A 25,247-nucleotide genomic window follows, 5' to 3' on the forward strand; every position below is an offset into this window, starting at 1 on the left:
GTTCTTTCCTAATTTAAAACAGTATTCAGGCCGCCTCGGCCTGGTTCCGGCCAGGCGCCAGGGCCGGGCTCGGGCTGGCCGCGCTCACGGCGGCGAGGAAGTCCTCGCCCCAGCGGGCCACGTCGTGCTCGGCGACGATCATGCCCATCCGCTCGGTGCGATAGGCGCGCTCGTCTTCGCCCATGGACAGGGCCTGGTGCAGGGCCGCCGTCATGGCGTTGGCATCGTAGGGGTTGGTCAGCAGCGCGCCGTGCAGTTCGACCGCCGCGCCGGCGAACTCGGACAGGATCAGCACGCCCGCCCTGCCCGTCGCCCTCCTTGCCGCGACGAATTCCTTGGCCACCAGGTTCAGGCCGTCGCGCAGCGGCGTGATCCAGGCAATGTCGCAGGCCGCGTAATGGGCGATCACCTCGTCGAAAGGCAGCGAACGGTAGAAGTAGCGCACCGGCACCCAGTCGAGCGTGGAGTAGCGGCCATTGATCCGGCCGACCGTGCGGTCGACCTCGACGCGCAGGCTCTCGTAGATCTCCATCCCCGGGGCGGCCGGCGTGATGATGTTCAGGAGCGTCACCTTGCCGATGTGTTCCGGATGGGTTTCCAGCAGGCGCTCGAAGGCCTGGAGCTTCTCCAGCGTGCCTTTCACATAGTCGAGACGCTCGATCGAGACGATGCCGGTGACCTCGCCCAGGTAGTCGCGCACCGCCTGCGCCGCGTGCTGCACCTCCGGGGAGGCGACCAGGGCCTCGATCATCGCCGCGTCGGTGCCGACCGGGTGCGCACCCAGCGCCACCCGCCGGCCGCCGGCCACGATGGCGGTGGTCATCGTGTCCACGCCCAGCGCGCAGCCATAGGTCAGGAAGCGCGGCGCGCATGGCGCGCTGCCGCAGACCTCGACCGCCGCGAACGAACGCACGGCGTCGACGAAGTTCTCGACGTAGCGCGGGATATGGAAGCCGACGTAGTCGCACTGCAGCAGGCTGCCGATGATGTCGCGCCGCCACGGCAGGATGTTGAAGACGTCGCTGGACGGGAAGGCCGTGTGGTGGAAGAAGGCGATGCGCAGGTCGGGACGCACCGGGCGCAGGAAGGCCGGCACCATCCACAGGTTGTAGTCGTGCACCCAGACCACGGCGCCATCCTCGGCTTCGCGCGCAGTCCGCTCGGCGAACAGGCGGTTCACCTCCAGGAAGCGCTCCCAGTGGGCCTGGTTGAACTCGGCCTTGTCCGGGAAGGAGAAGATGATCGGCCAGAAGGCCTCTTTCGAGAACTTCTTGTAGAAGATGTCGATATCCTCGGCCGTGAGCGCGATGCGCGACGCCTTCAGGTGAGGATAACGTCCGGGATCGACCGCGACATCGCTGTCGAAGCCTTCGGGCGCACGGCTCGGCTGCTGCGACCAGGCCACCCAGGCGCCGCGGCGCGCGCCGGCGAAGAAACGCAGCAGGGTCGGGATGATCCCGTTCGGGCTGCGCGGACGGCGCCGCTGGAGCACGCCGTCTTCGACCACTTCGTCGAATGGCAGGCGATGGTAGACCATCACCAGGCTGGCGTTCCCGCCCGGGGCGACCGGCGCCGGTGCGAGACCGCCATCGCGCAGCGCCCCATGGTGGGCCAGCCCTTCGAGAATGCCGTCGCAGCCTTCGCCGGCGGCGACATGCACCAGCGGCCGGCCGCGCACCGCTTCCACCAGCGCGGGCTCGGCGCTGCCGACCACGATGCCGTGCAGGCCGGTCTCGAACATCGACAGGTCGTTCAGCGTATCGCCCGCCACCACGATGGTCGAGGGATCGAAGCCGACGGCCTCGGCCAGGCGCAGCAGGGCCGGACCCTTGCCGACGCCGCGCGGCAGCACGTCGAGATAGCGGCCGGCCGAGAGCAGCAGGTCGCAGCCGAGGGCTTCCACCCGGGCGCGCAGCGCCGGAGTGACAGCGCCCTCGCCGACCAGGAAGGAGCAGCGCCTTTCCTGGGGCACGCTCTGGCGTCGCAGGCCGGGGAAACCGGCCAGCGCCCTGAGCACCGCCTGGGAGCCGGGCCAGCGCACGGCGATCTCCTGCTGGATATCGCCGACCGGATGCAGCCTGCCGTCGACGACGGTGGCGCCCACGTCGGCGATGATGTAGTCGGGCATCGGGATGGTGGGGTCGCTCAGGAGCGGCAGGATGGTCTCGAGCGCGCGGCCGGTGACGAAGACCAGTTTCGCGCCCTCCTCCTGCGCATGAAACAGCTCGCGCACGCGGCGCCGCGCTTCGGGACTGCCGGCCAACAGGGTTCCGTCGAGATCGGTAGCCAGTACAAAGTTATTCGGTTGCAGGCGCGAGGCCCATCGTGGTGCTACTACAGTCATCGTCTTCGTCCTTTCAGAGCGATGCGCTCGGCGCTGCTGCGCCGACCTGGTGGGCGTGCGGGGTGAACCGCACAAGGCGAACACAATCGGACCCGGCGCCCGGATACGGGGCGCGCCGGCGATTGCCAGGAAAGTGGAAACGGGTCTAAGTACTCAACCGAAAATAAATGTGAATTTTGGCAAACAGAACCGGAGGTGCGGCTTGCCGATGCGGTGCAAGGCGGCGAGTGCGCCGCAGTGCGAGCACTGCAAGCAGGAGCCAACGCAGCAACGCGCCGGTTATGGCCGCCAAAAACACATTTATTTTTGGGTGAGTACTTAGCCCGCTGTAGCGGAACGCGGCGGCGTGGCCGCGTTGATAGAAATGTATTGTAACGGCTGAGGTGCATTTGTACAAATGTAGATTCCCAACCGAACTGCATCTTGGGCGCATCCGGCCCGCATCCGATTGCATTTCTGCACCCTGGCCCACCCGCCACCGGCAGAGCAGAACCCATGCCCGCCGCCGCGTCTATCACTTTGATGTATCTCAAACCGGCGCTTTCTTACACGGCGAGACTGTGCCCTTCGACGACGATCGATGGAGGATGGGAGATGATGCGCAGCGGCGCCGGCCATGGACGGATGCAGGTCATCGGCAGCGCGATGCGGCATGCACGCAAGAGCCTGTGCAGCCGGATCGAGCAGCTCGCGACCGCGCCGCACGACGCCTTCGTCGCCGCCTGGCCGACCCTGGTGGCCGAGGTCGAGGCCCTCTTCCGCCACGAGGAAGCGCTGATGGAAGCGGCCGGCTATGGCGGCCTGCAGGCCCACCTGGCCGACAATGCGCTCGCCCTGTGCGCCCTGCACCGGGTCACGCCCCAGGTCGAGGCCGGCGACACGGCGCTCGGCCGCGAAGCCCTGGGCGCGCTCGCCGCCATCCTCTCGCTGCACCGCTTCACGGCCGACCTGGCGCTCGTCGGCAGCGGCGCGCGCGGGCGCAGGACGGCCTCCGCCCCGGCGCGCTTCACGCGCCACGCCCAGCAGATCACGGTACGGCCAGGCCCGCGCCGCGCTCCGGGCAACGGCCCGGGTCGCTGACGCCAGCGCGGAACAGGACGGACGCGCGGAGGCGGCACTCACGTCCAGGGACCTCTGTTCGCCTGGCACGGGGCGACAAGGCTGTCGAGCCTTCCCCGCAAGCTTCGGCTCCACCGATCTGCCGAATTTGATCCAGATCATGGCGACGCTCCCGTCGGGGCAGCAGACTGCTCTCATTGCCGCGCCGGACCGGGGGCGCCATCCGGACGTTTGGCCCAGCGGCGCACAGGGGGATGCATGTTCAAGCGGATACTGGTTCCCACCGATGGCAGCGCGGCCTCGATGGCCGCGGTCGATGCCGCGGTCGACTTGGCGCATGCCTGCGGCGCCGAAGTCGTCGGCCTGCATGTCAGGCCGCTGCGCCCCCTCTTCAGTGAAGTCCTCGGCGTCCTCACCGCGCCCGAGGCCGAGGAAAAAGCCCGGGAATGCCTCGCTTATGTCGAACGCCGCGCCGCCCAGGCCGGCGTCGGCGCGACCTTGTCGACCAGGCGCGCGGACTCCCCGGCGGACGCGATCGTCGCGGCCGCGCGCGACCTGCACTGCGACCTGATCGTCATGGGCTCGCGCGGCCGCGGCCAGGCCAGCGCCCTGCTGCTGGGCAGCCAGACGCAAGGGGTGCTGGCGCACAGCGCCATTCCCGTCATGGTCGTGCGGCAGGCGCGCGGTGCGGCGGGAAGCTGAACGCGCCCGGCATTCCAAGGAAAGGATCCGCCATGTACAAGACCATCATCGTGCACGTCGACGACAGCCCGCATCTGGACGCCCGGCTGCAGGCCGCCGCCTGGCTTGCGAATGCGCACGAGGCCCACCTGGTCGGCGCCGTGGCCACCGGCATCTCCTGGCCGGCCTACGCCATGCTCACCGGCTCGATAGCGGTGGCGCCCGGCGACGAATACGATGCGCTGCGCGCCCAGGCACGCCGGAGCCTGGCACGCTTCGCCGGGCGCGCGCGCCAGCTCGGCGTGCAGTCCTTCGAGGAGCGCCTGGTCGAGGACGAGAACCGCGACGCCCTGCTGCTGCAGTCGCGCTACGCCGACCTCGTCGTCACCGGCCAGGACGGACCCGATGCGGGCGCGGTGCGCGGCCTGCCGCAATACCTGGCCCTGCACGGCCCGCGCCCGGTGCTGGTGGTGCCGCCCTCGTATGCGGGCGAGCCGATGGCCGACAGCATCGTGGTCGGCTGGGACGGCAGCGTGGCGGCGCTGCGCGCCATCGGCGGCGCGCTGCCGCTGCTCGAGCGCGCCGCCAGCGTGCGCCTGGCCCTGGTCGACCCGGACCGCGAGCACGGACTGCACGGCGACGAACCCGGCGCCGACATGGCGCTCTACCTGGCGCGCCACGGCGTGAAGGTCGAGGTCGTCGTCGAGCGCAGCAAGGCCCCCGCCGGCCAGGCCCTGCTCGGCATTGCCCGGGACGCGGGCGCCGGCCTGCTGGTCAGCGGTGCCTACGGCCACAGCCGCTACCGCGAGATCGTGCTCGGCGGCGTCACCCGCATCCTGCTCGAGCGCGCCGCGCTCCCGGTCCTGTTCGCGCACTGAGGCCAGCCATGAACCAGCCCGGCTTTCCCGCCGCCAGCGTGCTCGAGCGCGACGCCAGCGCCTGGCAGGGCACCCACCACCATTACCCGGAAACCGAGGTCGGGCATGCGTCGGCCGACCTGGCGCTGCACGCCTGGCTCGGGCGCTTCACCGGCCACGTGTCTCCCGCCGCGCAGGCCCTGGCCTGGCTCGACTGGAGCAGCCACCTGCTGCTCTCGCCCGACAAGCAGGCCGAGCTGGCCGTGCACGCGATGTCGGCGGCCACCCGCTGGCTGCACTACTGCGCCGGCGCCGCCACCGCCAGGCAGGCCGAACCGGTCGCCCCGCTGGCCCAGGACAAGCGCTTCGTCGATCCGGCCTGGCACCGCTGGCCCTGGAACGCGCTCAGCCAGGGCTTCCTGCTGCAGCAGCAGTGGTGGCACCGCGCGACCAGCAGCGTACGCGGCATGTCCCAGCACCACGCCGACGTCGTCACCTTCGTCGCGCGCCAGCTGCTCGACTGCGTGGCGCCGTCGAACTTCGTCTCCACCAACCCGGTGGTGCTGGAAGAGACCTGCGCACGCGGCGGCATGAACCTGGTGGGCGGCGCGGCCAGGGCGGCAGCCGACCTGGCCCGGGCGGCCGGCGGCGACGCCGGCCCCGGCCTGCGTCCCGGGCGCGAGGTGGCGACGACCCCGGGCCGGGTGGTGCTGCGCAACCGCCTGATCGAGCTGCTGCGCTACGATCCGGCGACCCCGCAGGTGCACGCGACGCCGCTTCTGATCGTCCCGGCCTGGATCATGAAGTACTACATCCTCGACCTCTCGCCGCACAATTCGCTGGTGCGCTACCTGGTCGAACACGGCCATACCGTGTATGTCATCTCCTGGAAGAATCCGGACGCCGGCGACCGCGAACTGAGCCTCGAGGATTACCGTCGGCTCGGCGTGATGGAGGCGCTCGACGCCATCGTGCGCGAGACCGGCGCGCCGCGCGTCAACGCCTGCGGCTACTGCCTGGGCGGAACGCTGCTCGCGATCGCGGCGGCGGCCATGGCGCGCGAGCACGACTGGCGCCTGTCCAGCCTCACCCTGCTGGCGGCCCAGGTCGACTTCACCGAGCCGGGCGAGCTGTCGCTCTTCATCGACGAGAGCGAAGTCAGCTTCCTGGAAGCGGCGATGTGGAGCCGGGGTTACCTCGATACCCGCCAGATGGCCGGCGCCTTCCAGCTGCTGCGCTCGAACGACCTGATCTGGTCGCGCCGGCTGCGCCACTACCTGCTCGACCTGCCGGAGCAGCAGACCGACCTGATGTCCTGGAACGCCGACGCCACCCGCATGCCCTACCGCATGCATTCGGACTACCTGCGCCGCCTGTTCCTGAACAACGACCTGGCGAGCGCCCGCTACCTGGTCGACGGCAGGCCCGTCGCGCTGACCGACATCGAGGCGCCGATCTTCGCGGTCGGCACCCGCACCGACCACGTCGCTCCATGGCGCTCGGTCTACAAGATCGGCCTGCTCACCGACGTCGAGGTGAGCTTCCTGCTGACCTCGGGCGGACACAACGCGGGCGTGGTGGCGCCCCCCGGGTGGCGCCGGCCGCGCCTACCAGCTCTCGACCATGGCGCACGACGCGCCCTACATCGACCCCGAGCGCTGGCAGCGCGAAGCGCCGGTCGTCGAAGGCAGCTGGTGGCCGGCCTGGGAAACCTGGCTGGCGCAGCGCGCCGGGCCGCTGGTCGACGCGCCGGCCACGCAGCCGGGACTGGGTCCCGCGCCCGGACGCTACGTGCTTGCGCCCTGAGGCACGCCCTGGCGGAGGACGCCCGGAGATTCCGGACGCCGATGCGCTTCCGCCCCCCGCGGCATCGCTCGGCCTTGACCTGCCGGCATGAGCCGGCATGCGCATGACCGGCCGGTCTCCCTGTTTCCCTGCGTCCCGCACGTGTGCGAGCGATTTCTGCTGTAATGTGGGCCATGCAGGAAAACAACACAGTATGGAGAAAGCAATGAGCAAACCTGGCCCGACGGCCCCACGTCACCCCAACAAGAACGCGGATGGCCGAACCGGCCGGACCCGGCAGTCCTGAGCGGAGACCACGATGCAATCGAATCCGCGCCAGCTGTTGCTGAAAATGTTCGAGGCCGCCGTCGAGGCGGCGCAGCCGGAACACTGTATTCCGCCCAACCTGCTGCCTTATCACGCGGCGGCCGGCAAGGGCCGGGTGGTCGTGATCGGCGCCGGCAAGGCCTCGGCCGCGATGGCCCAGGCCGTGGAACGGCACTGGCCCGGACCGCTGTCCGGCCTGGTCGTGACCCGCTACGGCTACGCCGTCCCCTGCGAGCGCATCGAGATCGTCGAGGCCGCGCACCCGGTGCCGGACGCCGCCGGCCTGGCGGCCGCGCAGCGCATGATGGCGCTGGCGCAGGGCCTGGGTCCGGACGACACCGTGATCTGCCTGATCTCGGGCGGCGGCTCCTCGCTGCTGCCGCTGCCGCTGGAGGGCATCACGCTGGAGGACAAGCAGGCGGTGAACCGCGCCCTGCTCGCTTCCGGCGCCACCATCAGCGAAATGAACTGCGTGCGCCGCCACCTCTCGGGCATCAAGGGCGGACGGCTGGCCGCCGCCTGCCATCCGGCGCGCGTGATCACGCTCCTGATCTCCGATGTCCCCGGCGACAACCCCTGCGACATCGCCTCCGGACCGACGGTGGGCGATCCGAGCACCTGCGCCGACGCGCTCGCGATCGTGAAACGCTACGGCATCGCCTTGCCCGCGCATGTGCGCGCCGTGCTGGAAAGCGGCGCCGGCGAATCGGTCAAGCCAGGCGATCCGCGCCTGGCCGGCTGCGAAACGCGCATGATCGCCACCCCGCAGATGGCGCTGGAAGCGGCGGCCGCGGTGGCGCGCCAGGCCGGCATCACGCCCCACATCCTGGGCAACGCGATCGAAGGCGAAGCGCGCGACGTCGGCAAGGCCATGGCCGGCATCGCCCGCCAGGTGGCGCAGCACAAGCAGCCCTTCACCCCGCCCTGCGTGCTGCTGTCGGGCGGCGAAACGACGGTGACGGTGTGCGGCAAGGGTCGCGGCGGACGCAACGTCGAATTCCTGCTGTCATTGGGCCTGGCGCTCGAAGGGCAGCCCGGCATCCATGCCATGGCGGGCGACACCGACGGTGTCGACGGCCAGGAAGAGATCGCGGGAGCGCTGCTGGCGCCGGACACCCTGGCCAGGGCCTGGGCACGCGGCATCCGGCCGGCCGACGCCCTGCAGGACAACGACGGCCACGGCTTCTTCGGCGCCCTGGACGACTCGGTCGTGACCGGCCCGACGCTCACCAACGTGAACGATTTCCGGGCCGTGCTGGTGCTGGGCGGCGACTAGGCAGGCAGCGCTGCGCAAAAAAAAGGCGACCCGATGCCGCAATGCCGTTCAGTCAAGCTGGATGTAGCTTGGTTCCGGCAGGCATCGTAGCGTGGGCACTCCGTGCCCACGCGTTACGTGCGCCTCCTTCGTCTGCCTGCTGAAACTTCTCGCCCGCCAAGGTCAATCCTGGCCCGCTTCCATTGCACGCTTTGCGGGCGAAATGTCGCCGCATGTGACTGCCGGCCACGTGCATAAAGCGTGGGCACGGGGTGCCCACCCTACGACTACGGCTTAACCGAACGGCATCGCCCCGATGCCGCCGTTTTCATTCGCCTTCGCGGTTCCCGGAACGCGGCCGCGTATTGGGCGTATTCCTGGCAATCCGTCAGGACAGGACGGCCACGATCCGCCCGGCGACCTCCCGCAGCCGATCCATATCGGCGGGAACGGCGGCATGCGGCAACAGCGCCGCCGCCTCGCGCCGCGGGATGATGTGGAAGTGCAGGTGCGGCACGGTCTGGCCCGCCGCACTGCCGTTGAGCTGGGCGACCATGATCCCCGGCGCGTCCATTGCGGTCTTGACCGCGGCCGCCACCTTCTTCACGGTCCGGATACAGGCCACTGCGCCCTCTTCCGACAGCTCGAACAATTCGGCGGCCGCCTCCTTGGGCAATACGAGCACGTGGCCCGGAGCCTGCGGCATGATGTCCATGATGGCGAGCGTGGACGCGTCCTCATACACCTTGATGCAGGGTAGCTCGCCGCGCAGGATCCTGGCGAAGGGGTTCTGGGTGTCATAGGCCATAGGCTGCTCCGTTGGACTGGTCATGGGTTGTCGGAAAAGTCGAGTATGCCGCATGGCCTTGTCGGCCATGCGGCTTTATCGGGCAGCGCCCTGTCAGCGCACCCCGGCCACGGCCAGCGCCGTCATGTTGACGATGCGGCGCACGGTCGCGCTCGGGCTGAGGATGTGCACCGCCTTCGCGGCGCCCAGGAGGATCGGGCCGACGGTGACGCCCTTGCCCGCCGCGACCTTCAGCACGTTGAACAGGATGTTGGCCGAGTCCAGCGAAGGCATGACCAGCAGGTTGGCGCTGCCGGCAAAGCCGGTCACGCCATCCGGCTGGTAGAGGCGGCGGATGTCCTCGGACAGCGCGGCGTCGCCGTGCACCTCGCCGATCAGGGCCAGCTCCGGTGCGCTTTGCGCCAGCAGCTCGCGCGCTTCGCGCATCTTGCGCGCCGACGGACGCTCGGACGAGCCGAAGATCGAGTGCGACAGCAGCGCGGCCTTTGGTTCCAGGCCGAAGTGGCGCAGTTCGGTCGCGGCCAGGCGGGTGATGTCGGCCAGTTCCTGCGCCGACGGGTTGTCGTTGACGTAGGTGTCGGTGATGAACAGGGTCAGCTTGTCCAGCACCAGGGCGTTCATCGCCGCCAGCGCGCCGGCGCCAGGCGCAGTGCCGATCACGTCGCGCACGTGAGCCAGGTGGCTGTCGTAGCTGCCCTGCATGCCGCAGATGAGGGCGTCGACTTCGCCCGACTGCAGCAGGCGCGTGCCCTGCAGGGTGGCGTCGCCACTGCCGTCCGGCTCGGCCAGCACGTAGTCGACGTCGCGCTTCAGGCGCAGGCCGGACTGCTTGACCGCCTGTTCCACGGCCTCGGCGGCGCCGATCAGCACCGGCTTGGCCAGGCCCTCGTCGACCACGGTCTGCACCGCACGCAGGACGCGCTGGTCCGTGCCTTCGGCGTAGGCGACGCGGCGCACCTTGGCCTTGGCCTTGGCGAACACCGGTTTCATGAAGAAGCCGGTGTGGTAGATCATTTCGCCCAGGCGGTCGCGGTAGGCGTCCATGTCGGCGATCGGACGGGTCGCCACCCCGGAGCTTGCGGCCGCTTCAGCCACGGCCGGTGCAATGGCCGCCATCAGGCGCGGGTCGAAGGGTTTCGGGATGATGTATTCGGGACCGAAAGTCAGGTCCTGGCCGGCATAGGCTTCGGCCACGGTGTCGTTGGCTTCGGCCTCGGCCAGGCGCGCGATCGCGCTCACGCAGGCCAGCTTCATCTCCTCGGTGATGCGGGTCGCGCCGCAGTCCAGGGCGCCGCGGAAGATGTAGGGGAAGCACAGCACGTTGTTGACCTGGTTCGGGTAGTCCGAACGGCCGGTGGCGACGATGCAGTCGGGACGCGCGGCCTTCGCCACTTCAGGACGGATCTCCGGTTCCGGATTGGCCAGGGCCAGGATCACGGGACGGTCGGCCATGGTCTTGACCATCTCTGCCGTCAGCACGCCGGCGGTCGAGCAGCCGAGGAAGACGTCGGCGCCGTTCACGATGTCGGCCAGGGTGCGCGCGGAGGTGTCCTGCGCGTAGCGCGCCTTGTTGGCTTCCATGTTGGCTTCGCGGCCCTGCCAGATCACGCCCTTCGAGTCGGTGACGAAGATGTTTTCCTGCTTCACGCCCAGGCTGACCATCATGTCCAGGCAGGCGATCGCCGCGGCGCCGGCGCCGGAGGCGGCCAGCTTGATTGCACCGATATCCTTGCCGACCACTTTCAGGGCGTTGATCAGGGCCGCGCTCGAGATGATCGCGGTGCCGTGCTGGTCGTCGTGGAAGACCGGAATGTTCATGCGCTCGCGCAGCTTCTTCTCGATGTAGAAGCACTCGGGCGCCTTGATGTCCTCGAGGTTGATGCCGCCGACCGTCGGCTCGAGCATGGCGATGGCGTCGACCAGCTTGTCGGGGTCGTTCTCGGCCAGTTCCAGGTCGAACACGTCGACGCCGGCGAATTTCTTGAACAGGCATCCCTTGCCTTCCATGACCGGCTTGGACGCCAGCGGGCCGATGTTGCCCAGGCCGAGCACGGCGGTGCCGTTGCTGATCACGGCCACCAGGTTGGCGCGCGAGGTATAGTCCGCCGCAGTGGCGGGGTCGGCCGCGATTTCCTCGCAGGCATAGGCTACGCCGGGCGAATACGCGAGCGAGAGGTCGCGCTGGTTCGACAGGGGTTTGGTCGCGACGACCTCGATCTTGCCGCGTACCGGCGAGCGATGGTATTCGAGCGCATCGGCACGCAGCTGGGTGTCGTCGGATTCGCTGAATTTGCTTTCACTACTCATGTGACTTCCTATTTGATTTGGCAATCCGTGCTCTACTTGGCGCTGCGGCAGTGCCAGCGTCACCGGCGACCGGCCGCAGCCGACTGGGCGAGCGGTCGGTTCAATATTATCCCAAGACGCGACGCCCAGCCCACCCAAAGTAGTATCTGGTCTGCAAGTTTAACCGATGGGCAAACTTTGCGTCTGACCGTCAAAGTATCGGCTGTCCATACCCGGGCGATGTCGCGTTTGCAGCAAAGCAAAAAGCCCATCGATCTGCATCGACGGGCTCCTCCGGCTTGGGCCGGATAGTGCAGTCCGCACCGGCGGGCTGGCGCTCTCACTCGTGAAACGCGTCTTCCTTCGGCCCGCCATGGTGAAGCCTGGGCTTATTCCTTGATTGCTTCGAGGGCGATGTCGATGCGCACTTCGTCGCTCACGCCGGGCGCGTACTTGCCGGCGTTGAATTCGCTGCGCTTGATGGTGGTGCTGGCGTTGGCGCCGATCGCGTCCTTCTTGAGCATCGGGTGCGGCATGGCCTGGAAGGAGGTGACGGTCAGGGTCACCGCCTTCGTGATGCCCTTGATGGTCAGTTTGCCTTCGATGGTCGACGGCTTGTCGCCCTCGAAGTTGACCTTGGTCGACTTGAAGCTGGCCGTCGGATACCTGGCGGTATCGAGGAAGTCCGCGCCCTGGATGTGCTCATTGAACAGCGGGAAGCCCGTGTTCACCGACTTCATGTCGATCACGATGTCGACGCTGCCCGTCTTCGCCGCCTTGTCGAACACCACCTTGCCGCTGGTCTTGTCGAAACGCGAGAGCTGGGTCGAAAAGCCCATGTGGTTGTAGGAGAAGCGCGGGTAGGTGTGGGCCGGGTCGAGCGCATAGGTCTCGGGCGCGGCGAAGGCCGGGGCGGATACGGCCAGGGCGACGGCGGTTGCGGAAATCAGTTTGATCAGTTGCTTCATGGTGGGTCCTTTTAAAAAAATGAGTTCATGCGAAAGCGTAGGCGTCCATCGCCAGCACGCCATGCTCGAAGCTGGTGTGCAGCCGGGTGGCACGGGCCTGGGGTCCGGCTGCGCCCATGGCGACGAACAACGGCAGCAGGTGTTCCTCGGTCGGATGATTCCGCTCGGCGTGGGGCGCCGCGCGGCGGTAGTCGAGCAGGGCAGCGCGGTCGCCGGCGTCGAGGCGCACCTTCATCCACTGCTCGAACCCGCTCACCCACTCCGGCGCGGGGGCGTCGATGGCCTGGCCCCGGAACTCGACCAGGTTGTGGGTCAGCGAACCGGAGCCGACGACCAGCACGCCCTCGCTGCGCAGCGCCGCCAGCGCGCGGCCCAGGCGCTCGTGTTCGGCCGGACTGGCGCCGCGCACGACCGAGAGCTGGGCGACAGGAACGTCGGCGCTTGGGGCCATCAGCGACAGCGGCACCCAGGCGCCGTGGTCGAGCCCGCGCACCGCGCTGCGGCCGACCGCGATGCCCGCTTCTTCGAGCAGGGCGGCGGCGCGTTCGGCCGCGGCGGGCGCGCCGGGCGCCGGATAGCGGATCTCGAACAGGGCGCGCGGAAACCCGCCGAAATCGTGGATGGTCTCGGGCTGGGCCGCCATGCTGACGGCCGGCGCATGCATCGTTTCCCAATGCGCCGAGACCACGAGGATCGCTTCCGGGCGCGGCAGCGAGGCGCCGAGACCCTGCAGGAAGCGCCGTGCGGGCGTGTCCTGGATCGCCAGCATGGGCGAACCGTGGGAGAGGAAAAGCGTGGGCAAGGCAGTCATGTCGGGTCCTGTCGATGGCGGCAGCGCCGCGTTAACAGGAACCATCATATTCTTGCGGCGAGCGGTGATAAAGTGCGCAAAATGGCCCAGACTGTCTCGAAAATGGGAACAATCGCTTCAATCCCAGTCTGGCTGGGCGAAAGCGTCGGCGAGGAAGTCGATCAGCAGCCGCAGCTTGGGCGACACGAACTTGCGCGACGGGTAGACCGCATGGATCCCGAGCTCACCCGACCGGTAGCCGGGCAGGATTTCGCGCAGCGTCCCCTGCGCCAGGTCCTGGCCGACGATGAAGGTGGGCTGGAGAATGATTCCCTGGTGCTGCAAGGCCGCCGCGCGGCAGGTGTCGCCGCTGTTGGTGCGTACGCGCGGCACGACCTTGACCGTGCTCTCGCCATCGGGTCCGCTGAAACTCCAGTTCTCGCCGCTGGCGGACAGGCTGTAGGAAATCACGTCGTGGGCCCGGAGATCGTCGGGGTGGACCGGCTCGCCACGCCGGGCCAGGTAGTCCGGGGACGCGCACACGGCCATCCGTGTCGTCGCCAGTTTGCGGCTGATCAGGGAAGACGGCGCGAGCTGGCCGATGCGCACCGCGGCGTCATAGCCTTCCTCCACCAGGTCGGCCACGCGGTCGGACAGGGTGATGTCGAGCGCCAGCCGAGGGTGCCGCGCCATGAAGGCCGGCCACAGCGGCGCCAGGTGCATGACGCCGAAAGTCACGGGCACGTTCAGCTTGAGCAGGCCGGTCGCCTCGCCGACGCGCGACGAGATCTCGGCCTCGGCCTCGTCGAGGTTGCCCAGCAGCTCGCGGCAGCGCGCGTGGAAGATCTCGCCTTCGCTCGTAGGCGAGAGCCGGCGCGTGGTCCGGTGCAGGAGGCGCACGCCGAGGCGCTCTTCGAGTTCCGCCACGTAGCGTGAAACGGCTGCTTTCGACATGCCAAGTACGTCCGCGCCAGCCGTGAAGCTGCCGGCCTCGACAACGGCGGCGAAGACTTTCATTTCGAGGAAGCGGTCCATTTTCTCAATCAATGAAACAATGGCTGGATTATAGCCATATTATTCCATTCTTGGGTTCAATATGGACGGGCGAGCATACTGTCGGGCTGGGCATTCGCGGGAACGAAAAAGCCAGCATTTCTGCTGGCTTCTGGCTTTCAGGCGGGCGTACCCGGAACGATCACTGGCTGCGCGCTTCCGCGTCGATCCTGGAATTGGCCGCCGTATCGCGCATGAACCAGCAGACCGCGAGAGTGCAGGCAATCACGCCCGTGGCGTACCAGTAGAAGCCGCTCTCCATGTCGACCGACTTGAACCACAGCGCGAGGTATTCGGCCGTGCCGCCGAATACCGAGACCGCGAACGCATACGGCACGCCGACGCCGGTGGCGCGGATGGTGGCCGGGAACAGCTCGGCCTTGACCAGCGCGTTGATCGAGGTGTAGCCGGACACGATGATCCAGGCGCAGGCGATCAGCGCAAAGGCTTCCCATGGGCCGCTGGCGTTGCGGATCGCCGTGAGCAGCGGCACCGTGAACAGGGTGCCGAGCAGGGCGAAGCCCACCAGCAGCGGACGGCGGCCGATACGGTCCGAGAGCGCGCCGTACAGGGGCTGCAGGCACATGGCGAACAGCAGCGAGGCCGCCGAGACCGCCGTGGTCTGGGAATCGGTGAGGCCGACCGACAGGCGCAGGAATTTCTGCATGTAGGTGGTGTAGACGTAGAAGGCCAGCGTGCCGCCCATCGTCAGGCCGATCACCAGCATGACCTCCTTCGGGTGCTGCATCAGTTGCTGCAGGCCGCCCATCTTCTTGGCCTTCTTGCGGGCGGCCTCGAAGGAATCGGTTTCCGGCATGTTGTGGCGCATGGTCAGGGCCAGCACGGCGAGCGTCGCGCCGACGAAGAAGGGAATGCGCCAGCCCCAGGCACGCAGCTGCTCGTCGGAGAGCAGGAAGTGCTGCAGGACCAGCAGGAGCACCAGCGCCAGCAGCTGGCCGCCGATCAGGGTGACGTACTGGAAGCTGGCGTAGAAGCCGCGGTGCTTCGAATCCGCCATCTCGGACAGGTAAGTGGCGCTGGCGCCGTACTCGCCGCCCAGGCTGAGGCCTTGCAGCAGGCGCGCCAGCAGCAGCAGGCAGGGCGACAGGATGCCGGCAGTAGCGTAGGTCGGCGCGCAGGCGATGATGAGCGAGCCGAAGCACATCAGCAGGACCGAGGCCATCAGGGCCGTCCTGCGGCCGCGCCGGTCGGCCAGGCGGCCGAACAGGATGCCGCCGATCGGGCGCACGAAGAAGCCGAGGGCGAAGATGCCGGCCGTGGACATCATCTGTGCGGTCGGGTCCTGGGCCGGAAAGAAGGAACTGGCGAAGTACAGCGCGAAGGCCGAATAGCAGTAGAAGTCGAACCACTCGACCAGGTTGCCGGACGAGCCGACGAAGATTGCGCGCAGGCGCTTGGCGGAAATGCGCTCGCCGGCCATGGCGGCGCCGGCAGGACGGCCACCGGCGGCCGGCTTCGTTGTGATTGTCGTCATTCTTGTCTCCTGTGATGGACGGGAGATCGACACATCGTCCCGTCCGGGACCGCTACTATCGCGCCCGAACGCTCTACGCGCATCCGCAACATCGGCGCGCCCGTCTACGTAAAACTACGGAGAAGTGTTCCAAAACGCCGGCGTAACTGATATCGTCTCGCGATTCGATCCCCAGGAATTTTTGAATGGCCAGCTGGTTCATCGCGCGACACTGGCGCGGGCTCGCCGCCGCCGCGGGAGCACTGATCCTCATCGCGGCCGCAAGCAACTGGGCCGAGCAGCGCGAACTGCAATCCAAGACCCAGGCCCTGCACCAGGCGGCAAGCGCGCACGCGCTGGGTTTGCGCGGCCTGGTCGAGAAACACGACTTCCTGCCGCACGCCGTGGCGCGCCATCCGGGCGTGCTTGCGCTGCTGCGCGCCCCGCACGATCCGGTCCTGCAGGCGCGCGCCAACGAGTACTTCGCCGACCTGCAGGCGACGACCGGCGCCGCCGCGCTCTACCTGGTCGACCGGAACGGATTGACGCTGGCCTCCAGCAACTGGAACCTGCCCTCGAGCTTCGTCGGCCAGAACTATCGCCAGCGGGCCTACTTCGAAGACGCCATCCAGGGCCGCCGCGGCTTCTTCTACGGCCTGGGCCTCACCACCGGCCAGTCCGGCCTGTTCATCGCGGAGCCTGTACGCGTGGGCGGAACCATCCTCGGTGTGGCAGTGGTCAAGATCAGCCTGGAAGCGCTGCAGACGGCCTGGATGAGCAGCCCGGATCCGGTCGTGCTCAGGGACAGCCGCGGCATTGTCTTCATGAGCACCGTTCCCGAATGGCTGTTCCATAGCCTGGGCCCGGTCTCCGCCGCCGACGCGCGCTGGGTCGCCGCGCACGGCCAGTACGGGAGCCGCAGGCGCTTCGAGGCCCTGCCATGGACCGTGGAAGCGCTGCCCGGCTCGTCGGGCTTCATCCTGCACGCCGATATGGAAGGCCGCCGCCGGAAGCTTCTTGCGCTCGACACGCCCTTGCGCGAACTCGGCTGGACCCTGACCGTCACATCGAGCATGAAGGAAGTGGTCCAGGCGCGCCAGTCCGCGTTCATGCTCACGACCCTGGCCGTTGCGCTGCTGCTGCTCGGCCTGTCGTACTGGCGGCTGCGCGAAAAGCGCTTCGTCGAACAGCGCTCGGCGCGTCTCGAGCTGGAACGGCGGGTCGAAGAGCGCACCCGCGACCTGCAGGAAGCGCACGCCTTCCGCAAGGCGATGGAAGACTCGCTGCTGGTCGGCATGCGCGCCCGCGACCCGGAAGGCAAGATCATCTACGTCAATCCGGCGCTGTGCGCCATGGTCGGCTACAGCGCCGAGGAACTGCTCGGCTGCCGGCCGCCCTACCCCTACTGGCATCCGGACGACCTGGAAAAGCAGGCGCGCGAAAGCGACGACGCCTTGCAGGGGCGGGCTGCGCCGCATGGCTTCGAATCGCGCATCCGCCACAAGGACGGGCACGACGTCATCACCATGGTCTACGCCGCCCCGCTGGTCGACGCCCAGGGCGTGCACCGTGGCTGGATGAGTTCGGTCGTGGACATCACGGCGCAGAAGCAGGCCGAAGCCCGGCAGCGCGACCAGGAACTGCGCCTGCAGCGCAGCGCCCGCCTGGCGAGCGTCGGCGAAATGGCGTCCACCCTGGCGCACCAACTGAACCAGCCGCTGATGGCCCTGTCGAACTTCGCCGTCGCGGCGCGCGCGCTCGCCGCACAGGGCTCGCCCGAGATACTGGCCGGCGCGCTCGACGAGATCGTCGGGCAGTCGCAGCGCGCCAGCGAAATCGTCAAGCGGGTGCGCGCCTTCATCAATCCGCAACGGGCCCAGTACGAAACCCTGGCGATGGCGAGCATCGTCACCCATGCCGAGACGCTGCTCAAGCCCGAACTGCAGCGCCAGGGCGCCAGCCTGGGGGTGGTGCTCGACGACGCCGGCGCCACGGTGCGCGGCGACCGCGTCCTGCTCGAGCAGGTCGTCGTCAACCTGATCCAGAATGCGCTGCAAGCCATGCAGGACCAGCCGTCCCGGTCGCCTGGGCGCCGCGACATCGAACTGGCCTGCCGCCGTGCCGGGCAGGGGCTGCGCATCAGCGTCGCCGACCGGGGGCCGGGCATCCCGCCCGAACGGCTCGAGCAGGTCTTCGCCCCCTTCTTCACCACCAAGCCCGACGGCCTGGGCCTGGGATTGAGCATCTGCCGCACGATCGTCGAGGCCCATGGCGGTTGCATTAGCGTCGAAAACCGTGACGGCGGCGGCGCCGTCTTTGCCTTCACCCTGCCCACCTTGCCATGAAAGACATCCCACTCACGCTGTACGTCGTCGACGACGACGAAGCCCTGCGCCGTTCGCTGCTCCTGCTGCTGTTTTCCCAGGGCCTGGCCGTGCAGGCCTTCGATTCCGGCGAGGCCTTCCTCGACGCCGTCGACATGCGCCAGCCGGGCTGCGTGATCCTCGACCTGCGCATGGGCGGGATGAGCGGCCTGGCCGTGTTCGAACGCCTGCTGGCCGAGCACAGCCCGCTCGTGACCCTGTTCCTGTCCGCGCACGGCGACATCCCGACCGCGCTGGAAGCGGTGCGGCGCGGCGCCTACGACTGGGTCGAAAAGCCGGACACCCAGCAACTGCTGGCCAAGCTGCCCGCCGCCACCGCCCTGGCCCGCGCCCGCGCCCAGGCGCTGCGCATGTGGGCCGAATTGACGCCGCGCGAGCGCGAGGTGGCGCGCCTCGTGGGACTGGGCCAGCCCAACAAGGAGATCGCGCGCATGCTGGTGCCGCCCTGCAGCCATCGCTCGGTGGAAACGCACCGCGCCAACATCTTCAGCAAGCTGCAGTGCGCCAACGACAACGAGCTTGGCCGCTGGCTGGCGGCGCATCCGTGGCTGGACTGATGCGCGCTGTCGGCGGCAAGCGGGAATGCGGCCGCTGCGCCAAGGCTGCCGTTCAGGCGGCCACCGGCATGGCTTCCCGCAGGCTTGCCAGCTCTTCTTCGCCCAGTGTTTCCTTTTCCATCAGCCGCCGGGCGGCCGCCTCGAGCAGCTGGCGCCGCGCGGTGAGCAGTTCCACCGCGCGCGCGAACGCCCCGTCGACGATCTCGCGCACCGCGCAGTCGATCTCGCGCGCCGTCGTTTCCGAGTAGCCGCGCGGCCGGCGCTCGGCCTGGGGGACGCCGAGGAAGGACTGGCGCTCTTCCTCGTACACGAGATGGCCCAGCTTCCTGTCCATGCCGTAGCGGGTGACCATGCTGCGCGCGATGTCGGTCACCTTCGCCAGGTCGTCTGCCGCGCCGGTGGACAGGTGGCCGAACACGAGGTGTTCGGCGGCGCGTCCGCCGAGCAGCACCGCCATCTTGTTCTCCAGTTCCTCGCGCGTCATGAGGAAACGGTCCTCGAGCGGCCGCTGCAGGGTGTAGCCGAGTGCGCCGACACCGCGGGGAATGATCGACACCTTGTGCACCGGATCGCTGCCGGGCAGGGACATGGCGACCAGCGCGTGGCCCATCTCGTGATAGGCGACGATCCTGCGCTCCAGCGGGTTGAGCAGGCGGTTCTTCTTCTCGAGGCCGGCGACGATGCGCTCGATGGCGCCGGTGAAATCGGCCATGCCGATGGCCTCCTGCTTCCTGCGCGTCGCCAGCAGCGCCGCCTCGTTGACCAGGTTGGCAAGGTCGGCGCCGGAGAAGCCGGGCGTGAGCGCCGCGATCTTCTCGCGGTCCACGTCAGGCGCGGTCTTGATCCTGCGCATGTGCACATCCAGGATCTGCAGCCGCCCCGCCTTGTCGGGTCGGTCGACCAGGACCTGCCGATCAAAGCGGCCGGCGCGCAGCAAGGCCGGGTCGAGGATTTCCGGACGGTTGGTTGCCGCCAGCAGCACCAGGCCCGATGCAGGGTCGAAGCCGTCCATCTCCACCAGCAACTGGTTGAGTGTCTGTTCCTTCTCGTCGTGCCCGCCGACATAGGCGCCGCGCGCGCGGCCGAGCGCATCGAGTTCGTCGATGAAGATGATCGCCGGCGCCTTCTGCCGCGCCTGTTCGAACAGGTCGCGCACGCGGGCGGCGCCGACGCCGACGAACATCTCGACGAATTCCGAGCCGCTGATCGAGAAGAACGGCACGCCCGCCTCGCCGGCCACCGCGCGCGCCAGCAGGGTCTTGCCAGTGCCCGGCGGTCCCACCAGCAGCACACCCTTGGGCGTGCGTGCGCCGAGCCGGCCATAGACCTTCGGCTCCTTGAGGAAGTTGACGATTTCCTTCAGTTCCTCCTTCGATTCATCGACGCCGGCGACGTCGTCGAAGCTGGTTTTCACGTCGGTTTCGACATAGATCTTCGCCTTGCTCTTGCCAATGGACATGAACCCACCGCCGAGGCCACCCTTGTCGGCGAAACGTCGCATCAGGAACATCCAAATGCCGAAGAACACGACCGCGGGGAGAATCCAGCCGAGAAGATCCCGGAAGAAGGTGTTCTGCACGACGCCGGAAAAGCGCACGTCGTACTGGGCGAGGTCGCGAGCAAGGTCCGTCTCGACCCGGGTGGTCACGAAGTGCGTGCTGCCATCCTCCAGTGGCTTGCGCAGCTTGCCCCGGATGTGGTTCGAGTCAACAGCAATTTCCTCCACATTACCCGCCTTCAATTCCGCCATGAACTGGCTGTACGGCAGGGGCTCGACCGCCTGCATGAGTACCCACACATCGCGCAGCAGCAGGATGCCGAGCAGCGCAAAGCCGAGGTACCAAAGATTGAATCTGGTCTGTTTTTCCATCATGTTCGCTCCAGACAATGGGCCGCCGGATAAAGGGAAATGGCGACCGCAGTGGTTCCATACGCGAGACTTCGTGCGGACAAAAAAAATCCCCCCGCAGGGTATGCGAGAGGATTTCAGTGGGATGCCGATGCGGCATGCCTTTCATACGGCCGGCTTGTCCCTGTGCCAGTGCTTGCGCAATGCCGGGTCCTGGGCCATGGCCCAGATCGCGAGCAGGGCAACAATGCTGCCCACCACGGCCGCGTTGGTCGTCACGTCCCTGTTGGACGCGAACCCCAGCGCCCATGGGGAGATGGCTACCCAGGCACCGAACAGGATGTTGGCCCCTTCTTCCCAGGCCTTCGGCACATACATGGCGGCGGCCGCCAATAGCACGATCGCCGCGCCGAGCGCCCACGCGTTCCAGGCCGCCCTGGGCAGCTCATCCGCATAGTTCATCAGCCAGGGAGAGGCAAATAACCATGCGCCAAGCAACAGGTTGATCCAGTCTTGCCATCGATTGGTTTTCATGATGCTTACCTCCTTTCACGGAAATGCATGCCATTGCCGCGGACAGGCAGCCGCCCGGCCTTCCCCGGAGGGTGCGGAGCGAAGCCTGCCGCTCATCGAAAAAAATAGCGTCGAGCCCCATAAAAATCAAGATTCCGGGACCGCAGCAATCGCGGCCGCCATCGAGCGTCAGGTCACCCAGCGCTGGCCTCCGGCAAGCCCCTGGGCAGGCAAGCGCTGCTCAACAATTGTGCGGCCCGCAGTGGAACGGCATGACTTGCCAATCAGTTCCTTGACCGCCACCAGGCCGACAGCTGCGAGCGCAAGCCCTGTTGAGCAGTCAAGCTCGAGCAACGACGCTCCAAGGGCAAGATGCTGCCAGGTATTGCCGCTCCCGCTTGCACCTAATGCCATGACGTTGCTGATAATCAATTTCGTAGTAGTTCACGCTCATAAAATCGATCTCATCAACGCTTGTGTTGTGCGACCAGAGGCAGGCAAATGTTCACGCGTAGAGAACCAACAGCAAGGCCACACGATGTCGATAGCAAGGGGCGCTTCCGGCCTGGCTCACGTCGGTTGCCTTTCCGCCGCCAACAAGGCGCCTTCGCCATCATGTGTGCCGGCTCCCTCATCGTGATGCTCGGTATGTGCGCTGTCGCTATCGACATTGGCCAGATATATAACCGAAAGGCCGAACTGCACGGCATGGCGAAAGCGGTTGCATTGGCGGCGGCAGGCCAGCTTGACGGGACAACGGCCGGCGTCACCAATGCATTGAATAGGGCCGCTGCGGTCGCGGCCACCTATCGTCATACGTACGGCAGCTCTTATACATGGTCCGATTCGGCGATTCGGTTCAGTAGATCGCCGGCTCCCAACGGCGACTGGATCAGCGCGGAAGGAGCAAGGGGCCAGCCTGCAGGGGTTTACTACGTGGAAGTCGACACCACCCGTCTCGGCGACGGCTCAGGGAGCGGCGCCACATTCATGACGGGCGTGCTCTCCCCCGCCCTCGCGTCGTTCGCCATCAGTGACCGTGCAATAGCGGGGCGCGCCAACCTGAAGATCACTCCGTTGGCGATTTGCGCGATGTCGCCGGATGCTGGCGCGCTGCGCGCAAATCCGGGCCCACCCATAGCGAACGAACTGGTGGAATTCGGATTTCGCCGCGGCGTCAGTTATGACCTGATGGCACTCAACCCAGGCGGTACTGGTGGCGAAACCTTCGTGGTTGACCCCTTCGCCTTGCCCGGAGGTTCATATGCGAGTTCGAACACGACGCCCTCCAAAGTTGGACCGTCTGTGTGTGCGGGAAAAATCTGGGCGCCCGGAATAATGGGCGCGCCCATCCATGTTTCTCGTCCATTCCCGCTTGCATCCCTGTTCAACCATTTGAACTCGCGTTTTGATGACTACACCACAGGCGACTGCAACGCAAACGGGGCGCCGCCGGACTTCAACATCAAGCCGTTCGCCAGAGCCACGGTAGCCTGGATGGGCCATACCGGCGAACAAACAGCCAAGCCATACACGGGTGGCGGGCGCGCGGAAACAGTAGCAGACCCGCTGACTGCTCCAGACGGCACCACTCCCGAAAACTACGGTGTGTTGTGGTCATACGCGAAGGCGGTGAAGTATGCCTCTTACACGCCAGGCGCGCGAGAACCGAACCGTGGCTACACCACCTTTGGCACTGGCGACTGGACAAGCTTGTACAAGCCAAAACCAGGCGTCTCCGGTTACCCGAGCGGATCGGAGACGCCGTACCAGGCGGTTAGCGGGAGCAACTACAGAGCCCCCTCTGCGGCCCATCTGGCGATCTCGCAAACCGGACGCCGCGTTCTCAATATCCCGCTGCTCGCCTGCCCCGTTCCTGCCGGGGCCGATGCGACTGCCACCGTGCTCGGCATCGGGCGCTTCTTCATGACCGTGCCCGCCACCAGTACCACGATCAGCGCGGAATTTGCGGGTACGGTTCCGGAGTCCGCACTCGTCGGCAAAGTGGAGCTGTTCCTATGAGCAAGGACAACAAGAACACAAGGCGCCGGCAACAGGGCGCGGCGGCGGTCGAGCTTGCCCTGGTGCTGCCGATCCTGATCGCCTTTTTCACCGCCCCCCTGTTCTTTGCAATCTATTTTTGGCACTACACAGTGGCCCAGAAGGCCGCCCAGGATGGCGCGCGCTATCTCTCGACAGTGTCCGAACAGGAAATGCGTGATCCGGAGCTGGCACTGGCCGCCGCGAACACTGCCCGAGAAATCATCAGGGGGGAGCTTGCTGACCTGATCCCTGCGCAAAACAGCGTCGCCGTCGTGCTGCATTGCGGTACGGCAGCGAATGGCGTGATGAACCTTTGCACCGGAGTCGGAGACGGCCCCTTGCCTGAATTCGTCAATGTCAGCGTTCAATTCCGTTTAAGAGACCAATTTTTCGGCTTTGTCAATACAGGTAGATACGGTTGGAACGTTTCTGCATTGGCGGCGGTGCCCTATGTCAGCAACTAAGCGCTCCCGCACCATCTTGCCACAGCCGAGACGCCAGCGTGGTGTTGCTGCGGTCGAATTCGCACTCCTGGTGTTCGTGTTCCTTGCCTTTGTATTCGGCATCATCGAGCTCGCCCGCATCATGTATCTCTACAACACGCTCCAGGAAGTGACGCGCCGCGCCGCGACCGCAGCAGCGTCGGCGAACTTCCAGGACCAGGCCGGGCTCGACCGGATACGCTACTTTTCCGTGCTTCGCGACACGCCCGGCGAGCTTCCATTAGGTGCGCCAGTTACGGACAGGCATGTCCGCATCGAGTACCTCGCACTCTTGCGCAATGCAGACGGGAGCCTGACGTCGACGCGAATCGACCCGGGCGTCCTGCCGGCGGATCCTGCGGCGAACCGCCAGATATGCCATGCAAACCCGAACGCTGCAACGTGTGTCAGACTGGTGCGAGCACAGATTTGTGATCCAGAGGTGGCTGGCCAATGCCAACGGGTGCAGTACCAGATGCTGTTTCCACTGATCAGCTTGGGCCTGTCGCTACCACGCGCGACAACCACGGCCACCGCCGAGTCGCTCGGGTACACGCCCGGGCAGGCGCCATGACAAGCGTTTTCAAGGCCGCCCCCATTGACGTTGCAGATGACTATCGGAGGACCTACGATGCACGGTGGACCGGTGATAAGGCAATCCGCGAACGCTGGCGTGGCTTGCTCCTGCTGGCCGGTGTTCGCTACCGCAATCCGTACCAGACCAGGCCTACCTTTGCGTCCAGCCTCCTGATGCTTGGCGCAAATCCCATGTACGTCGCGACTCAGCTTGGCCGCGTGGACAGTACCTTGGTCTTCCAGACCTTTGGCCGATGGATCGCTTCGGGCCTCGACAACGACAGGCGCCAGCGCCTGCTCAAGCTTTACACTCGTACTGACGTGCGCAAGGGCGATGAGTTCCCACGTTTTGGGTGAACTTCCGGGGTCGTCAAGGCCAGCACGGTTCGACGCTCGTAACTGGAAGACCCTCTGGGAAGACATGCGTTTGCTGGCGCTTGACCGCTGCAGCTGGGACAGCTCCATGCAAGCGCCGAAGGGATGTTGCGTACCCGAACTCCCGCAGTCCGCGCAGCATGGGCACCTGCCGGAGCAGAAGACGCGCAAGCCCTTGTCCAGGCACATCACGCGTCAGCCGGAAACATAGCCGGTTCCGACTTGGGGCCCCATCCCACGAGGCGTTTTATTGAGGTCCCTTTCGCAGAGAATACCGAGGCGAAATGGCTTGGCGCGCTCGGATCCAGACTTCAAAAAAATGGTACGTACCTCGCGGTCTGGACCGGAAGCTGGTTCGCTGGAAAGATGTTCTCTTCCCACCCTCGATGCGTGCTGTACGCTTCACGGGCGAGAAACGGCGGAAGGCCAGCAACAAGAAGGAGGCCACGAAAAACGTGCCTTTGGCGATCAAATTGGCCATCTCTGCCACGCAGCGGCTGGATAAGGAGCTGGACGACCGGCTCGAATACTTGCTGCATGACTCCGATTAAGGCCACTCAATCGCCTTCAGCTCGGCTGAGGCCACCGCACGAGCTGCCAGTGGGAGTCCCTTGAGGTCGTGGCTGACCGCAGCTTGCACTACCTCGTCGAATGCGCAAGGTGTGTACACCTTGCTGCCTCGCTGTGCTTGCACGAAAACGCGTGCCTCTCGTCCTGCCCCATCGCGTGATCGGTGGCCCGTCAATTGCAGCAGGTATGCTTGTAGCGCTCGAAATAAAAA

21 protein-coding genes and 1 pseudogene are annotated in these 25,247 nt (G+C 66.8%); 12 read left to right on the top strand and 10 right to left on the bottom strand.

Features of this window, described 5'->3' with window-relative positions:
* Window positions 1-25 precede the first annotated feature (25 nt).
* A complete protein-coding gene (gene ggpS, locus ACSUZJ_RS14605; RefSeq protein WP_499409298.1) occupies window positions 26-2,344 on the bottom strand; it encodes a glucosylglycerol-phosphate synthase in 2,319 nt (772 codons plus the stop codon).
* Between the two features lie 594 nt (window positions 2,345-2,938).
* Between ggpS and ACSUZJ_RS14610 the strand changes: the two genes are divergently transcribed.
* From ACSUZJ_RS14610 to ACSUZJ_RS14630, 5 genes and pseudogenes are all read left to right on the top strand, one after another.
* On the top strand, window positions 2,939-3,424 hold the full coding sequence (locus tag ACSUZJ_RS14610) for a hypothetical protein (RefSeq protein ID WP_499409300.1): 486 nt from the start codon (window positions 2,939-2,941) through the stop codon (window positions 3,422-3,424).
* Between the two features lie 237 nt (window positions 3,425-3,661).
* Entirely contained in the window at window positions 3,662-4,105 is a 444-nt protein-coding gene (locus ACSUZJ_RS14615; protein WP_499409302.1) for a universal stress protein, read from the top strand.
* A 32-nt stretch (window positions 4,106-4,137) separates the two neighbouring features.
* Entirely contained in the window at window positions 4,138-4,962 is an 825-nt protein-coding gene (locus ACSUZJ_RS14620; protein WP_499409304.1) for a universal stress protein, read from the top strand.
* Window positions 4,963-4,970: 8 nt separating this feature from the next.
* Window positions 4,971-6,747: pseudogene (locus ACSUZJ_RS14625) on the top strand (PHA/PHB synthase family protein).
* A gap of 298 nt (window positions 6,748-7,045) precedes the next feature.
* Window positions 7,046-8,329, top strand: a complete 1,284-nt coding sequence (locus ACSUZJ_RS14630; RefSeq protein WP_499409306.1) for a glycerate kinase type-2 family protein — start codon at window positions 7,046-7,048, stop codon at window positions 8,327-8,329.
* 367 nt (window positions 8,330-8,696) lie between these two features.
* On the opposite strand, the gene ACSUZJ_RS14635 is transcribed toward ACSUZJ_RS14630, so the two are convergent.
* From ACSUZJ_RS14635 to ACSUZJ_RS14660, 6 genes are all read right to left on the bottom strand, one after another.
* On the bottom strand, window positions 8,697-9,116 hold the full coding sequence (locus tag ACSUZJ_RS14635) for an HIT family protein (RefSeq protein WP_499409308.1): 420 nt from the start codon (window positions 9,114-9,116) through the stop codon (window positions 8,697-8,699).
* 93 nt (window positions 9,117-9,209) lie between these two features.
* The gene (locus tag ACSUZJ_RS14640) at window positions 9,210-11,423 is read right to left on the bottom strand and encodes an NADP-dependent malic enzyme (RefSeq protein WP_499409310.1); all 2,214 of its coding nucleotides are present in this window, start codon (window positions 11,421-11,423) and stop codon (window positions 9,210-9,212) included.
* Window positions 11,424-11,791: 368 nt separating this feature from the next.
* A complete protein-coding gene (locus tag ACSUZJ_RS14645; RefSeq protein ID WP_499409312.1) occupies window positions 11,792-12,370 on the bottom strand; it encodes a YceI family protein in 579 nt (192 codons plus the stop codon).
* 25 nt (window positions 12,371-12,395) lie between these two features.
* Window positions 12,396-13,181 carry a dioxygenase family protein gene (locus ACSUZJ_RS14650; RefSeq protein ID WP_499409314.1) on the bottom strand — a complete coding sequence of 262 codons (786 nt, stop codon included), beginning with the start codon at window positions 13,179-13,181 and terminating at the stop codon, window positions 12,396-12,398.
* A gap of 117 nt (window positions 13,182-13,298) precedes the next feature.
* Complete coding sequence (locus ACSUZJ_RS14655) at window positions 13,299-14,195, bottom strand: LysR family transcriptional regulator (RefSeq protein ID WP_499409316.1); 897 nt, start codon at window positions 14,193-14,195, stop codon at window positions 13,299-13,301.
* 160 nt (window positions 14,196-14,355) lie between these two features.
* Complete coding sequence (locus ACSUZJ_RS14660) at window positions 14,356-15,708, bottom strand: MFS transporter (RefSeq protein WP_499409318.1); 1,353 nt, start codon at window positions 15,706-15,708, stop codon at window positions 14,356-14,358.
* Between the two features lie 185 nt (window positions 15,709-15,893).
* On the opposite strand from ACSUZJ_RS14660, the gene ACSUZJ_RS14665 reads away from it, so the two are divergent.
* Window positions 15,894-18,032: a sensor histidine kinase gene (locus ACSUZJ_RS14665; protein WP_499409320.1), complete on the top strand. Its 2,139-nt coding sequence runs from the start codon at window positions 15,894-15,896 to the stop codon at window positions 18,030-18,032.
* Window positions 18,029-18,628 (top strand): response regulator transcription factor, encoded by a 600-nt coding sequence (locus ACSUZJ_RS14670; protein ID WP_499409322.1) that lies wholly within the window; start codon window positions 18,029-18,031, stop codon window positions 18,626-18,628. Before ACSUZJ_RS14665 ends, ACSUZJ_RS14670 begins: the two co-directional genes overlap by 4 nt.
* Window positions 18,629-18,680: 52 nt before the next feature.
* Here the strand turns inward: ACSUZJ_RS14670 and ftsH are convergent, their stop codons facing one another.
* The 3 genes from ftsH to ACSUZJ_RS14685 form a co-directional block, all read right to left on the bottom strand.
* Window positions 18,681-20,498, bottom strand: coding sequence for an ATP-dependent zinc metalloprotease FtsH (ftsH, locus tag ACSUZJ_RS14675; protein WP_499416546.1), 1,818 nt, complete (start codon window positions 20,496-20,498; stop codon window positions 18,681-18,683).
* A gap of 144 nt (window positions 20,499-20,642) precedes the next feature.
* Window positions 20,643-21,011, bottom strand: coding sequence for an SPW repeat protein (locus ACSUZJ_RS14680; RefSeq protein ID WP_499409324.1), 369 nt, complete (start codon window positions 21,009-21,011; stop codon window positions 20,643-20,645).
* Between the two features lie 168 nt (window positions 21,012-21,179).
* Window positions 21,180-21,344 carry a hypothetical protein gene (locus tag ACSUZJ_RS14685; protein WP_499409326.1) on the bottom strand — a complete coding sequence of 55 codons (165 nt, stop codon included), beginning with the start codon at window positions 21,342-21,344 and terminating at the stop codon, window positions 21,180-21,182.
* A gap of 225 nt (window positions 21,345-21,569) precedes the next feature.
* Here ACSUZJ_RS14685 and ACSUZJ_RS14690 point away from each other — a divergent pair, with 225 nt between their 5' ends.
* From ACSUZJ_RS14690 to ACSUZJ_RS14710, 5 genes are all read left to right on the top strand, one after another.
* Window positions 21,570-23,012, top strand: a complete 1,443-nt coding sequence (locus ACSUZJ_RS14690) for a pilus assembly protein TadG-related protein (protein ID WP_499409328.1) — start codon at window positions 21,570-21,572, stop codon at window positions 23,010-23,012.
* The gene (locus ACSUZJ_RS14695; RefSeq protein ID WP_499409330.1) at window positions 23,009-23,497 is read left to right on the top strand and encodes a TadE family protein; all 489 of its coding nucleotides are present in this window, start codon (window positions 23,009-23,011) and stop codon (window positions 23,495-23,497) included. Before ACSUZJ_RS14690 ends, ACSUZJ_RS14695 begins: the two co-directional genes overlap by 4 nt.
* On the top strand, window positions 23,484-24,089 hold the full coding sequence (locus ACSUZJ_RS14700) for a TadE/TadG family type IV pilus assembly protein (protein ID WP_499409332.1): 606 nt from the start codon (window positions 23,484-23,486) through the stop codon (window positions 24,087-24,089). The genes ACSUZJ_RS14695 and ACSUZJ_RS14700 overlap by 14 nt, the downstream gene beginning before the upstream one ends.
* Window positions 24,086-24,448 (top strand): hypothetical protein, encoded by a 363-nt coding sequence (locus ACSUZJ_RS14705; protein ID WP_499409334.1) that lies wholly within the window; start codon window positions 24,086-24,088, stop codon window positions 24,446-24,448. Before ACSUZJ_RS14700 ends, ACSUZJ_RS14705 begins: the two co-directional genes overlap by 4 nt.
* 302 nt (window positions 24,449-24,750) lie before the next feature.
* The gene (locus tag ACSUZJ_RS14710; RefSeq protein ID WP_499409336.1) at window positions 24,751-25,017 is read left to right on the top strand and encodes a hypothetical protein; all 267 of its coding nucleotides are present in this window, start codon (window positions 24,751-24,753) and stop codon (window positions 25,015-25,017) included.
* Window positions 25,018-25,247 lie beyond the last annotated feature (230 nt).

The sequence above is a fragment of the Telluria sp. B2 genome (genome assembly GCF_051789535.1).
GTDB lineage: Bacteria > Pseudomonadota > Gammaproteobacteria > Burkholderiales > Burkholderiaceae_D > Telluria.